At 55.2% G+C, this 13,508-nt stretch carries 11 protein-coding genes; 8 read left to right on the top strand and 3 right to left on the bottom strand.

Annotated elements, in window-relative coordinates; translation table 11 throughout:
- Positions 1–36: 36 nt before the first annotated feature.
- The 3 genes from tdh to M5M_RS06520 form a co-directional block, all read right to left on the bottom strand.
- Positions 37–1,062 carry an L-threonine 3-dehydrogenase gene (tdh, locus tag M5M_RS06510; protein WP_015046683.1) on the bottom strand — a complete coding sequence of 342 codons (1,026 nt, stop codon included), beginning with the start codon at positions 1,060–1,062 and terminating at the stop codon, positions 37–39.
- A 178-nt stretch (positions 1,063–1,240) separates the two neighbouring features.
- Complete coding sequence (locus M5M_RS06515) at positions 1,241–2,221, bottom strand: hypothetical protein (RefSeq protein ID WP_015046684.1); 981 nt, start codon at positions 2,219–2,221, stop codon at positions 1,241–1,243.
- A gap of 195 nt (positions 2,222–2,416) precedes the next feature.
- Complete coding sequence (locus M5M_RS06520; protein ID WP_015046685.1) at positions 2,417–3,052, bottom strand: helix-turn-helix domain-containing protein; 636 nt, start codon at positions 3,050–3,052, stop codon at positions 2,417–2,419.
- A gap of 243 nt (positions 3,053–3,295) precedes the next feature.
- Here M5M_RS06520 and gcvP point away from each other — a divergent pair, with 243 nt between their 5' ends.
- From gcvP to M5M_RS06560, 8 genes are all read left to right on the top strand, one after another.
- Positions 3,296–6,166, top strand: a complete 2,871-nt coding sequence (gcvP, locus tag M5M_RS06525; protein WP_015046686.1) for an aminomethyl-transferring glycine dehydrogenase — start codon at positions 3,296–3,298, stop codon at positions 6,164–6,166.
- Positions 6,167–6,486: 320 nt separating this feature from the next.
- Positions 6,487–6,927, top strand: coding sequence for a hypothetical protein (locus tag M5M_RS06530; protein WP_016389273.1), 441 nt, complete (start codon positions 6,487–6,489; stop codon positions 6,925–6,927).
- 9 nt (positions 6,928–6,936) lie between these two features.
- On the top strand, positions 6,937–7,971 hold the full coding sequence (locus tag M5M_RS06535; RefSeq protein ID WP_015046688.1) for a hypothetical protein: 1,035 nt from the start codon (positions 6,937–6,939) through the stop codon (positions 7,969–7,971).
- Positions 7,972–8,205: 234 nt separating this feature from the next.
- Positions 8,206–9,807 carry an ABC-F family ATPase gene (locus M5M_RS06540; protein WP_015046689.1) on the top strand — a complete coding sequence of 534 codons (1,602 nt, stop codon included), beginning with the start codon at positions 8,206–8,208 and terminating at the stop codon, positions 9,805–9,807.
- A 296-nt stretch (positions 9,808–10,103) separates the two neighbouring features.
- Positions 10,104–10,325, top strand: coding sequence for a hypothetical protein (locus tag M5M_RS06545; RefSeq protein ID WP_015046690.1), 222 nt, complete (start codon positions 10,104–10,106; stop codon positions 10,323–10,325).
- A 79-nt stretch (positions 10,326–10,404) separates the two neighbouring features.
- Positions 10,405–10,680, top strand: a complete 276-nt coding sequence (locus M5M_RS06550) for a hypothetical protein (RefSeq protein WP_015046691.1) — start codon at positions 10,405–10,407, stop codon at positions 10,678–10,680.
- 528 nt (positions 10,681–11,208) lie between these two features.
- Positions 11,209–12,420, top strand: a complete 1,212-nt coding sequence (locus M5M_RS06555; RefSeq protein ID WP_015046692.1) for a hypothetical protein — start codon at positions 11,209–11,211, stop codon at positions 12,418–12,420.
- Entirely contained in the window at positions 12,420–13,256 is an 837-nt protein-coding gene (locus M5M_RS06560) for a hypothetical protein (RefSeq protein WP_015046693.1), read from the top strand. The genes M5M_RS06555 and M5M_RS06560 overlap by 1 nt, the downstream gene beginning before the upstream one ends.
- The last annotated feature ends 252 nt before the right edge of the window (positions 13,257–13,508 follow it).

Raw genomic sequence — 13,508 nt, forward strand, 5'->3', positions numbered from 1 at the left:
CCAGCGACCCAAAATGAGTCGCTGGTAACGGCTCTTTTATTCCCAATTCAGAATGACTTTGGCGGCCTCGCCGGCGCGCATGGCGTCGAAGCCTTTCTGGAAGTCGGTGTAGTGCAAGCGGTGAGTAATCACCGGGGTGATGTCCAGACCGGTTTCCACCATCACACTCATTTTGTACCAGGTTTCGTACATTTCCCGGCCGTAGATGCCTTTGATGGTGAGCATGTTGAAAATCACTTTGTTCCAGTCGATGGCCATGTCATCGCCGGGAATCCCCAACATGGAAATCTTGCCGCCGTGGGCCATGTTGTCGAGCATGGAATTAAACGCCGCCGGTGCGCCGGACATTTCCAGGCCCACGTCAAAACCTTCGCTCATGCCGAGGGATTTGACCACATCTTCCAGCTTTTCTTTGGTCACATTCACCGTGCGGGTAGCACCCAATCTGGCGGCCAGTTCGAGGCGGGTGTCGTTCAGATCGGTAATCACAATGTGGCGTGCGCCAGCGTGTTTACACACGGCCGCGGCCATGGCACCAATGGGGCCAGCACCGGTAATCAATACGTCTTCACCCAGCAGAGGCCATTGCAGTGCGGTGTGCACCGCATTACCGAAAGGGTCAAACAATGACGCCACATCCAGGTCGATACCCGGGCGGTGTTCCCACACGTTGGCGGCGGGCAGCGCAATGTATTCGGCAAAGGCGCCGGCGCGGTTCACGCCGATACCGGAGGTGTCGTTACACAGATGGCGGCGGCCCGCCATGCAGTTGCGGCAGTGGCCGCACACTACATGGCCTTCACCGGAGACGATCTCGCCCGGTTGAAAATCCTGTACGTTGGCGCCCACAGAGACGATTTCGCCCACAAATTCGTGACCGATCACCATGGGGGTTTTAATAGTTTTCTGAGCCCACTTATCCCAGTTGTAGATATGCAGATCGGTGCCGCAAATGGCGGTACGTTTCACTTTGATCAGCACGTCATTCATGCCAACCTCGGGTTCGGGCACGTCTTCCAGCCACAACCCTTCTTTTGCTTCGCGCTTCACCAGTGCTTTCATCTGCATCTCCCGAGAGCTTTCCAACAGTGATAGGCCATCCGCCGGGCTCTGGCCAGCGGCGGGCGGAAAACGTTACGGAAAACCACAGGGCCTGCACAGACCCACCAGTCAAATGACAATAATTTCAACAAAGCATGTGTTTGGCGCAATATAAATAAAAAACTTGGCAGCTTTTTAATCAGTTTGTTGATCGCGCACCGATTATCACGTCACCCAGCTCCAAAACGCGGGCATCCCGGGTCAGGCTGGCCAGATCTGCGCTCTGCAAAAACTGGCGGAACTCGGTATCGGACAGGGCTTCCATCACCCGGGGATGCTGGCGCACCCGGTTCACCCGGTGGTACATATCCACCAGTTGGGCCGCGGTTTCGCGCTCCAGCTGGCGGTCGGTCAGCGCTTCCAGCTCGCGTTGCAGGCGCCAGAGGTCCTGCACCGGGCTGGTGGCAATCAATTGGTCAAACGTGGGGTCATCGGTCAGAGCCACGATATCGCGGCTGGCCATCAGGCGCTGGGCGGAAGGGTTTTCCAGCAATGCGGCAAATTCGGGTTGGCGCGACGTGGCCTGCAATAACTTGACGCCCTTCACCGGGGACAGCACCAGTGCATTAATCAATGCGCTCACCGGCGACTCATCGGGGGCATCAAAGGCGTCCTGCTCGTAACCATAGGCCGAAAGCTCGCCGCTGTTTTCAAGCAGGCGGTTGGCATCGTTTTCCAGCACATCAAAATCCGGCCGCACGCCGGCGAGAAACGCAATCACCACCGAAATGGCGGCACCGGCCAGCAGGCCCAGAATCAAGCCCATGATGCGCGAGCCAAGGCTCAGGCGCTGGGCCTTTTGTTCAGGACTTTCTTCCCCTTCCGGGCAGGGATTGAGCACGGGCTTGCGGTCAAACAACAAGGTCAACAGTGAACAGCTGACGGAATAGAACAACGCAAACAGGAGACCACCAAACACCAGCTGGTGGAAATACAGCGGCCATTCGAGCCATTCGCGGGTATAGCGGGTCACGGGCGCCAGCAGAGCTCCGGTGGCTACCAACGCCAGCACCAGCAATTGCAGGCGGGCTAATGCTTTGGAGAAGCCATGCCAGAAGCCCCGGGCACCCATACCCAGAGTAATTGCCACGGCAACCCAGAAAATCGGTGAGTCAGTCATAACAGTGGGCCTGCGCCCTTCCCTCTTATCCTTTTATTTACCATCTCCCGCCTTCCCTGCGGAACTGTTGTGAGTGTATCAGGCAGGGTGCGCAATCTGAGTCTGCGCCACCTTGGATAAACGGCAGCTTAACGCAGCCAAGTGCCAGGGTCCCTTCGAACCCAGGACTGCTAAATGGGGCCTATCGCCCCGGTTTCAACGGCTGGTCACCCAAAGCACCACCGCATCGTCTTTGGACACCGACACCAGACAATGGCCCATGCGTGCGTCGTAATAGATGCTGTCACCTTCTGAAAGTTTCACCGGCTCGTAAAATTCGGTGTACACCTCAACCGCGCCGGACAGCACCAGCATGAATTCCTCACCTTCGTGGCGTACCCAGTCGTCGAAGTCCCCGAAGCTGCGGGCGCGCACAGTGCACTTGAACGGCACCATTTTCTTGTCGCGCATCTGGGTGCACAGGAGTTCGTGTTCATAGGTCGTGGTGGGGTGAGGCTGGCCCTCGCCCGCGCGGGAAATGTCGCGCCGGCCATTGGCGGTGGGGCCATCAGAGGGCGGCACAAACAACTGCGGGATGTCGATGCCGAGGCCGGCCGTGAGCTTCTGCACCGCCTGAAAGGTCGGCGATATCTGTTCGTTCTCGATTTTCGAGAGCGTGGAGCGTGCCAGGCCGGTGAGCCGACTGGCTTCTTCCAGCGTAAGGTTATTGGCCAGGCGGATTTCTTTCAGGCGTTTGCCCAGCTGCAGCGGTTCAACGAATTTGCCGTCGTCCTTGCGCGCCACTTCCAATACGGATGGCTGGTTCATTTCTTTGTCTCGATTGTCGCTCACCGCTGCTCCTGTGCCCTTGCTATGCCGCATTGTTAGTGCTTACCAACCATAGGCATCCTGATTTGCGGGTGATGTTACACGGGATATCGGCCCCTGCAAGGGAAATCACAAAAGTTTCCTATAGGAAATTTAAATTGCTGATCAGGAAACCCCCTGTTAGACTGCGCGCCTTAAAATTGCGGCCCCAAACCCGCCGTTTCGGGCCTGCTAAACTCCCTGATTTAAACCCTACAGGTAGCTCCCATGACCAGCCGTTACCAGGAACTCGCCCATCACGAAGAATTCATCGGCCGCCACATTGGCCCCGATGCCCGTGAAACCGCCGATATGCTTGCCGCCTTGGGCGTTGCCAGCATTGAAGAGCTGATTGAAAAGACGGTACCGGCCAAGATCCGCGCCACCACCACCGAGGCCCTGGAGCCCGCGGTAACCGAAGTGGAAGCGCTCAGCTACCTGCGTAAAGTGGCCGACAAGAACCAGGTATTCAAAACCTACATCGGCATGGGCTACCACGACACCCACGTGCCGCACGTGATCCTGCGCAATGTGCTGGAAAATCCGGGCTGGTACACCGCCTACACGCCCTACCAGCCGGAAATTGCCCAGGGTCGCCTGGAAGGCCTGCTGAACTTCCAGCAAATGATCATCGACCTCACCGGCATGGAACTGGCCAACGCCTCCATGCTGGACGAAGGCACCGCCGCGGCTGAAGCCATGGCCATGTGCAAGCGCCAGATGCGCAAGAACAAGTCCGAGACCTTCTTCGTGGCCGACGACACCCACCCGCAGACCATTGCGATCGTGAAAACCCGCGCCGAGCATTTCGGCTTCAACGTGGTGGTGGGCAACCCGGAAACCGACCTGGACGGCCTGGACTTCTTCGGCGCCCTGCTGCAATACCCCGGCACCACCGGCGAAGTGAAAGACCTCACTGCCATCATTAATAAGGTGCACGAGAAAGACGCACTGGCCACCGTGGCTACCGACCTGATGAGTCTGGTGCTGTATAAGTCGCCCGGCGCCATGGGCGCCGACGTGGTAGTAGGAACCAACCAGCGCTTTGGCGTACCCATGGGCTTTGGTGGCCCGCACGCCGGCTTCTTCGCCTTCCGCGATGCCTACAAGCGCTCCGCGCCCGGCCGCATCATCGGAGTATCGGTTGACGCCCGTGGCAAAACCGCCCTGCGCATGGCCATGCAGACCCGCGAGCAGCACATCCGCCGCGAGAAAGCCAACTCCAACATCTGTACCTCCCAGGTATTGCTGGCACTGATGTCGACCTTCTATGCCCAGTACCACGGCCCGGAAGGCCTGAAGCGCATTGCCACCCGCATTCACCACCTGACCAACGTGTTGGCGGCGGCACTGAAAAATGCCGGCCATACCCTGGCGCACAGCACCTGGTTCGATACCGTTACCATTAAAACCGACAAGCAGCAGGCCTTGTACGAGGCCGCGCTGAAAGCCGAGATCAACCTGCGCAAAGTGGGCACCGATGGCCTGGGCATCAGCCTGAACGAAACCACCACAGTGGAAGACCTGGCCGCACTGCTGGCCGCGCTGGGTGTGACGGCGGATCTGACCGCGCTGGACGCCTCTGCCGAAAGCCCGATCACCGAAGAGCTGAAGCGTCAGCTGCCGTTCCTCACCCACCCCATGTTCAACAGCTATCACTCAGAAACCGACATGCTGCGCTACCTCAAGCGCCTGGAGTCGCGCGACCTGGCCCTGAACCAGGCCATGATTCCGCTCGGTTCCTGCACCATGAAGCTGAACGCCACCGCCGAAATGATTCCGGTGACCTGGCCCGAGTTCGGCAAGCTGCACCCCTTCGCCCCCATGGAACAGGCCCAGGGCTACAAGCAATTGTTTGAAGAGCTGCAGGATATGCTGGTGGCCTGCACCGGTTACGATGCGGTGTCCCTGCAGCCGAACGCCGGCTCGCAAGGCGAATACGCCGGCCTGGTGGCGATCAAAAAATACTTTGAATCCAAAGGCGAAACCGATCGCAACATCTGCCTGATTCCATCGTCTGCCCACGGCACCAACCCGGCCACCGCCATGATGGTGAGCTTTAAAGTGGTGGTTGTGGAATGTGACAAGATGGGCAACGTGGACATTGCCGACCTGCAAGCCAAGGTAGATACCTACGGCAAGCAGATTGCCGCACTGATGGTCACCTACCCCTCCACCCACGGTGTGTTTGAAGAAGGCATTACCGACATCTGTGAGCTGATGCATTCCATCGGCGCACAGGTGTACGTGGACGGTGCCAACATGAACGCGCTGGTGGGCGTGGCCGCACCGGGCAAATTCGGTGGCGACGTATCCCACCTGAACCTGCACAAAACTTTCTGTATTCCGCACGGCGGCGGCGGCCCGGGCATGGGCCCCATTGGTGTGAAATCGCATCTGGCTCCGTTCGTGGCCGGCCACCCGGTACAGCCGGTCCCCGGCACCGACCCCGCCAACGGCACCATTTCGGCCGCGCCCTGGGGTTCTGCCTCTATCCTGCCCATCAGCTGGATGTACATCAAAATGATGGGCGCCAAGGGCATGAAGATGGCCACCGAATACGCCATGCTGAACGCCAACTACGTGGCCAAGAAACTCTCCGAGCATTACCCGATTCTGTACAAAGGCAAAAACGGCTTTATTGCCCACGAATGTCTGCTGGACCTGCGCCCGGTAAAAGAAGCCAGCGGCGTGACCGAAGAAGACATCGCCAAGCGCCTGATGGACTACGGTTTCCACGCGCCCACCATGAGCTTCCCGGTTGCCGGCACGCTGATGATTGAGCCCACCGAATCCGAATCCAAAGACGAACTGGATCGCTTCATTGAAGCCATGGTGTGCATCCGCAAGGAAATCGCCGACGTGGAAGCCGGCACCTACGGCGCCGACAACAACCCGTTGTTCCATGCACCCCACACGCAGGAAGACGTACTGGCCGACGAGTGGAACCGCCCCTACTCCCGCGAAACCGCCGTCCGCCCCACCGCTTTCCTGAAAGGCCACAAATACTGGCCCACCGTGAACCGTATCGACAATGTGTACGGCGACCGGAATCTAGTGTGTACCTGCCCAAGCGTGGATGCGTATCGGGATGAGTGATTGGCTTTTGGCCGGTCATTAAAGAAAGGGCGCTTCGGCACCCTTTTTTGTTTTTTATCACTGGAGAGAAATGCCTGTGGGCGCGCAGTAGTGGCCGCCCGCACCCCAACTGCGAAGCAGTATTTGTTGGAGCGGCTTCCCAGCCGCGAATGATGCTTAGGTATTAGCACAGATCTCCAGCTCGGCACGCCGCCAACCTGCCGCTTTGTGGTACCGAAGTCCACCTTACCGCCCAGACCATCCTCGAAACCCAAAAAAACCTTCCACACTTTGACTTCAGCGGCTAGCATCACTGGTCTGTTCAAACAGGTCAAATGGATATGGAAACCACTACTGTATTTTCCCTGGAGCCTTTGAACGATACCGAGTCGAGGCTCATAGCCGATGGGAGCACACCTCTCTTAAACGTGCCTGGCGTCAAATTAGAAGACCAATACGCCCTTGCTGACGGCCGTTTTCTGGTCATCACCTCTGAAGATTGCCCCTACGAAGAAATGCTACACATCATCCTCGCCAGACCAGGCGAATCCGACTTTGAGTGCGTCAATATCGGCAGACCTTATACGCCAGGCATCTACGCTAACCCACAAGTAATCACGAACGGAAATCTGCAATTTTCATTCTCGGACAACGGTACCTTCCGGGTATCCGTACGCTCGCATCCCGCCCGCAATATCCGACAACTCTTTAACCACAACGCCATTTCATATGATTCGTATCTGGCGAAAAGATCGCTCTCGGTCGAACAAATAGCGCAATAGGATAAAACCATGGAACCGGTTTATAGCAAAGATACTGTTGATAAAGCCATTCGCGACATGGAAGTGCAAGCTGTCAATTTCGGCTACCGCTTCATTGGTGATGCCAAGGTTCGGCAGGCATACATGCGACAAACCAAGCAATTCTCGCGTGAGCTGATCGCCTCAGTAGAATCTGGCGCGATTACGCCAAAACAAGCCGCAACGACAGCCAACCAGATGCGCAATGAACTCATGGAGTTCGCCCGCGTTCGCTCCAGCGATATAGGCAGAGCTAAGGCCAAGGCGCTAAAGGCCAGAGGACTAAACCTGGATGATTTGATGAACAAGTACGCAAATTCCTTGTTCAAAAAACCCTTTCGGCTACTCAACGGCGCTGAAAAAGACCGCGTATTTATCGAGATAGTCGAAAGCGCGGGCCGTGCCCGCCCCAAGGTCAATGCTCAGGCCGCAAGGCTTGGCGTAGCCGGCAAAGCGCTTTGGGTACTCGCCGCTGGCATCGCCATTTACAACATCAGCGTGGCAGATAATAAGTGGAAAGCCACTGGCCGAGAGGCCGCCAACCTCGGCGGCGGCTTTGCTGGCGGTGCTGCAGGGGGAGCCTTGGCAGGTATTTGGTTTGGCCCCGTTGGTGTGGCTGTTGGCGTGGTTATTGGTGGCGTCATTGGCGCCATCTCTGCCGATCAAGTTTATGTAGAGATTGCTGGCCCTGATGGCGAGTTTGCCAAACAATTTATACCCCGCTTCACGAATCTGGTGTCCACTGACGAAAGCGGAATGGCGAGCGCCTTGGTAACCGAGTGCAGCTACGAGCTGGATAAAGTGCTCGCCGTCTTTCAACAACTCAACGACAAATACCATACCGATGCTGACGACATCGCTCTCCTCTATACCAATAAAGTTCGGTCCCTTTCAATTGGCAGTCCCCTCTCCGTCGCCTTTAGAGCACACGGTGCGCTCAGACGCTACCTGGCCGAATTGATGGATGCGGGCTGGACTACCCAGGAAGAAAAAGACTGCGTAAATTACCTGCGTAGTTTCGGCTAACTTATGGTGTAAGAATCTTAAGGAGCAATGGGGGCAGAGTCATTGCTCCCTTTTTATTGTAGCTTCAACGACTCTTACTCTATTGACCACAATCCTACTGACTCGACGATTAATCCCGATCGCCTCAGCTCAAAAATCAACCAAATCCACTCGACCTGCTCCCCGCAAACCTATATAGTGCGCGGCCTTTTGCATTATCCCCATGCAGTAACCCAGCCTCAGACAGGTATTCCCGTGATTTCCACCGCTAACATCACCATGCAGTTTGGCGCTGAGCCGCTGTTTGAGAACATTTCGGCCAAATTCGGTAACGGCAACCGCTATGGCCTGATTGGCGCCAACGGCTGTGGAAAGTCCACCTTCATGAAGATCCTGAGTGGTGCCTTGGCCCCTACGGCGGGTAACGTGTCTATCGAACCCGGGTGCACCATCGGCACGCTCAGCCAGGACCAGTTCGCCTTTGAGGAATACACGGTGGTCGACGCGGTGATCATGGGCGATGTGGAATTGTGGAAAATCAAACAGGCGCGCGATGCCATTTATGCCAAAGCCGAAATGACCGAAGAAGATGGTATGGCCGTGGCAGAGCTGGAAGTGCAGTTCGCCGAGCGCGATGGCTATACGGCAGAGAGCCGTGCCGGCGAGATTTTACTGCAGGCCGGCATTGATGAGGCGCTGCATTTCGGCTTGATGAAGCAGGTGGCACCGGGCTGGAAATTGCGGGTGCTACTGGCGCAAGCGCTGTTTGCCAACCCCGATATCCTGTTGCTGGACGAACCCACCAATAACCTCGACATCCACACTATTGGTTGGCTGGAAGACATGCTGAATGCGCGCTCCAGCACCATGATCATCATTTCGCACGACCGCCACTTTCTCAATGCCGTGTGCACCCACATGGCCGATATCGACTACGGCGAATTGCGCATCTACCCCGGCAACTACGAAGCGTTTGTGGCTGCCGCCAATCTGGCGCGGGAGCAGTTGCTCTCGGAAAACGCCAAAAAGACCGCCGAGCTGGAAGACCTGCAGGCGTTTGTGAATCGTTTTTCGGCTAACGCTTCCAAGGCCAAGCAGGCCACGTCGCGCGCCCGTAAAATGGAAAAGATCAGCCTGGACGAAGTGAAAGCCTCCAGCCGGGTGTCGCCTTACATCCGTTTCAAGCAGGACAAGAAGCTCCATCGCCAGGCATTGATCCTTGAGCATCTGAGCCACGGCTTTGAGGAGCCGCTGTTCGAAAAGGGTGACCTGATTCTGGAAGCAGGCGCCAAGCTCGCGGTGATCGGCGAAAACGGCGTGGGTAAAACCACGTTTCTGCGCTGCCTGATGAACGAAATCACCGCCCAGGGCGGCACCATTAAATGGGCAGAAAATGCCACCATCGGTTATTGCCCACAAGACAGCAGCGCCGATTTCAATTGCGACCTGACGCTGTTTGAATGGATGTCGCAATGGCGCCAGCCCAAGCACGACGATTTACAGGTGCGCGGCATGTTGGGCCGGCTGCTATTCACGGCAGATGACGCCAATAAAAAAGTGAAAGTCTGTTCGGGCGGTGAGAAGAACCGCCTGCTGTTTGGCAAGCTGATGATGATGGACCTGAACGTCCTGATCATGGACGAACCCACCAACCACCTGGATATGGAAGCCATTGAGTCACTCAATACGGCACTCAAGCATTTTGATGGCACGTTGATATTCGTAAGCCACGACCGGGAATTTGTTTCGTCTCTGGCCACCCGCGTCATCGAGGTCAAAGACCAGCAGCTAATCGACTTCCAGGGTACCTACGAGGAATACCTCGCCAACCAGGCGCGCCAGAAAGCGGTGGCCTGAGCCCTAAGCCAGCCCCCAGAAAACCTTCAGGCCAGTACCGAAGGGTGTGTCAGCAATGCGAAATGGCCCCGTGATCAATGGTGCAATACGCCAGGCTATTGCACCCTACGCAATTGGAGGCTGGGTGGCGCGGCCGTCCGCGTCCCAGCCCCGAATAGCCTCCCCTCCGCACCCCGGCTAATCATGGAGGAAAGCACTGCTTTCTCCCCCGAACGTGGCCCGGGCCCCCGCCCCCAGACAAAACACCCTCGAATTGATTAAACTCCCCTCTACCACCAGAACCCAACGAGCCGACCATGAGCGAAAAAATGCCTGAAAGTGCCCTGCAAGCACTTAAAATCGCCTTCACCTACATGCCCAAGGCCATTGAAGTCACCCAATACGAATACGGTGACCGCTATCAAATCATTCTGGAGCACATTGAAACGGTGCGGGAAGAACTGCTATTAAACGACGTGGACCCCGAAGAGGTCTATGGCGATATCAACCCGGATATCACGCCACGGTCGACATACTGACCGGAGAATCAATAAACTTGCGTTCCTGATAGAACTGAACCCGAATATTAAGACAGGCACACAGAACCAAAGGTACCCCATGAAATATACCCTGATACTGCTAGCCCTTGCCGCACTTGCCAGCTGCGCCGGCAAAACCGCCTACCGCGATGCCTGCTCAGGCCAACTGTCTACCGCCTGGGCCGAACTGGACGTCGCCAAAGCCGAAGGCTTCGCCGGCACCGTCAGCTACTCCAAAGCCCTCGGCCTGCTGGGCATGGCCAAGTCCATGCAAACGGTGGAAAATTTCGACAATTGCGTGAAGCACGCCAAAGACGCCCGCTATTACATTGCCCAGTCACGCAAAGGCCAGTAATCCACAAGAAAACCATTCCGTAGGGTGGATTAAGCAAAGCGCAATCCACCATTTAGAAAGGCGCAAAAAATTTTAAGCGGCGGTTTTGGAGAAACGCCCCACCACGTGCTTCTCCGACCTTGCCTTTCAGCATTGGCAAAACAGCCGCCGTTAAGATAGCCATTGCGTAGGGTGGATTAAGCGAAGCGCAATCCACCATTCAGGCGGCGGTTTTGGAGTAACGCACCTCCCATGTGCTTTTCCAACCTTGCCTTTCAGCATTGGCATGCAATGAGCGCATAGCCCCCAGATCAAATCAGCGAGAAACCCATTCCCGTCAATTCACCGTTACAGCAGATGCACGCCAATCTGATATGGGCGTTCTGCCCAATTTTTCAATATCCAGCTAAATTGCCCCACAAAACTAAGACCAATGTCGCAATTTCCGGCGACATTTAAGATCGCTTCCGCCCGCATAGAAAAAACCTTTATATATTCGCGCGAGATTTCCCCGCGGGGCCGGAGTTGTCAGATTAAAAGGATTTTCCTATGTTGCTAGACGTAAACCCCGTCTCCCGCTGCCATGTAATTGCCGGAGAACGATCAGGCAAACCTGTCTACATTCCCCCCCAAGCAAAACCCATCTACGACGAACTCTATAAGCTGGCCAAACGCAACAACTACTGGGCCCAGGTTACCGTCAAAGGCATTCAACACCTGGCCGCCGGCCGCCTGCACATGAACAACATCTTCGTCCACCCAGGCGGCGCCCGCCGCGACGGCAAGGAAGAGTTTGTCGTGGTACTGCCCGGCTGTAAGGTGACGGCCGAGAAACTGGATGGCGATGGGTATAAGTTGCTGCATTTCGCGCCTGATGCACATTACTTCGAACTCCTGTCGGAAGACGCGAAGCCAGGCCTGTATCGGGCGGAAAACGGCAATGCGGGCTGGGACTCCAGACCTGTAAAAAACGGTGTTATAGAAAAACGAGACGACTATGTCGTAGTTGTAAGCGACAGCGGATACGAGCGACAGAGTAGGGCCCTAGAGATGGCGGCTAACAGCGCCAAAAGTACCCCGTTTTTCAGTGGCAAGCAGATAGAGCGCATTGGGTTTGACTATCACTTTACTCCTGGTGACAAACAGATCGGCGGGCTTCGCAACCTAAGAAAAGCGTTACGCCCATTAGATATGGAAGAACTGAACGGCTCTGCTCTACTGCTTGCCAATTCTATGGCCTCTGCAAGCAAGCAGAAAGGCATTGTTTGGGTTTCAGAACGTGGAGGCTCCGCTGTCCTGTCGCAAGCGCTCAAGATTTTGTCCACACAAGGTATACAACTGAAAGATCATCACCTATTTATGCTTGAACCAAAAACAAGCACAAAGCAAGCAGTTGAGTCGGCAATGAAGTTGGGAATGTCCCTTGAAAGGGACGTGACTAAGGTTGGCTTCCTGAACGTAGTAGGCAACAGCGGTCAATTAGGCGTGATTAGGTCTCGCTACAAAAATGATGACGACTATAACCTTTTGATGGCTGGCGTTGATTTTGTTAAGCAAGGCCTTACAATCCAAGGAGGGCTAGCCGCAGTAGCAACACTCCTTGCAGCCGGAGGCGCGACAATGAGTGCACCAGCCGTACCTGCTATTATCAGCTTTATTGCTGCCGTCACCGGAGGTACTGTAGGTGGCGTTGCCGCAGCCTCTACAGTGACTGAACAGGTTGCACCAAGACTACACCACAAAATAAAGGCGCATCTATAATGCTTACTACCATAAGCGCAACCCGCATAAGGTTGAGAGCACCTAAATATCCGGTTAATGGCGTACTGCCTTATTCCTGGTTAGCATCCAAAGTTTCTATTGAAGCCGCGGGCAATATCATCGAATTCACTGCGCCTCCCCATTACCCAATGACACCAGGGGCGAATAGGGCAATTCAGGCAAAGAGAGACGTTGTAGAACACGGACGCTCCTACGACGTCCCAAAAGCTGGTACTCCCCCTATCATCGAATCCTGGCGCTCGTTTTTCAGAACCTGGGCATTCAATGCACCCTGGTGGGGGGGGACGGTGGCACAACTTTCTCTGATGGTGGAAATTGTCAAACCCAAAAGGCTTAAAGAGTCGGCTGATTTATTGTCCTATCCTGCGTTGAAGTACGCGATAGAGGAATACATAGAGGCTAACTATCATCATATCTATGTAAATAACGAGCGGATAAACATGTATAGCAAACCAGACAATTGGGCGGTGGGTAGTACCAAGAACTCACCTTACATATCGCTCTCCATGTTGCGGCAAGGAGAACACATCAGGCATATTCTGAAATTTATCCCCTTAAACAAAGAGTATTTTGTGTGTTTTTGCTTTGTGCTAGACCGTCAAGGCAGAGCCACCGACGAGCAAGAGATTGAAAAACAGATACCCGCCGCCCCCATGATTAAATTGATCAATGGCATCATGTCTTCCGTGGAAATACAGCGCAAAGGCGTGGATGATCCTGAATCTGGTTTCTCGGAACACAGATTCATTGAGGAAGCTAAAGCCAATCCACTCGCATCTTCAGATTCGGGATCTGTTTCACTTATGGCAAGCTAGCCTAAGGGATCAAGGGGCCAACCACCTTGAAGTTGATCCCCCCCCGTTATTCGATGCACCCTTAACCAAATCCAATTTTGGGGCAAGGGATATCCGATAACGAGTTTTCTAAATTGAAATTCCTAGATGCTAAATTAGGTTAACTCTCCCCGGCTCTCCTGAATGGATCAACGGTTCAAAGTACCAATCGAGGAGATAGACCAGTACCAATCCCATAGGCCAAATGGTCTAGGTCATCATGTTAATACACTT

The sequence above is a fragment of the Simiduia agarivorans SA1 = DSM 21679 genome (assembly GCF_000305785.2).
Taxonomy (GTDB): Bacteria; Pseudomonadota; Gammaproteobacteria; order Pseudomonadales; family Cellvibrionaceae; genus Simiduia; species Simiduia agarivorans.

Excerpts from the sequence above, each read along its gene's own strand:
- tdh (WP_015046683.1), bottom strand. The coding sequence starts at position 1,062 with ATGAAAGCACTGGTGAAGCGCGAAGCAAAAGAAGGGTTGTGGCTGGAA.
- M5M_RS06515 (WP_015046684.1), bottom strand. The coding sequence starts at position 2,221 with ATGACTGACTCACCGATTTTCTGGGTTGCCGTGGCAATTACTCTGGGT.
- gcvP (WP_015046686.1), top strand. The coding sequence starts at position 3,296 with ATGACCAGCCGTTACCAGGAACTCGCCCATCACGAAGAATTCATCGGC.
- M5M_RS06530 (WP_016389273.1), top strand. The coding sequence starts at position 6,487 with ATGGAAACCACTACTGTATTTTCCCTGGAGCCTTTGAACGATACCGAG.
- M5M_RS06535 (WP_015046688.1), top strand. The coding sequence starts at position 6,937 with ATGGAACCGGTTTATAGCAAAGATACTGTTGATAAAGCCATTCGCGAC.
- M5M_RS06545 (WP_015046690.1), top strand. The coding sequence starts at position 10,104 with ATGAGCGAAAAAATGCCTGAAAGTGCCCTGCAAGCACTTAAAATCGCC.
- M5M_RS06550 (WP_015046691.1), top strand. The coding sequence starts at position 10,405 with ATGAAATATACCCTGATACTGCTAGCCCTTGCCGCACTTGCCAGCTGC.
- M5M_RS06555 (WP_015046692.1), top strand. The coding sequence starts at position 11,209 with ATGTTGCTAGACGTAAACCCCGTCTCCCGCTGCCATGTAATTGCCGGA.
- M5M_RS06560 (WP_015046693.1), top strand. The coding sequence starts at position 12,420 with ATGCTTACTACCATAAGCGCAACCCGCATAAGGTTGAGAGCACCTAAA.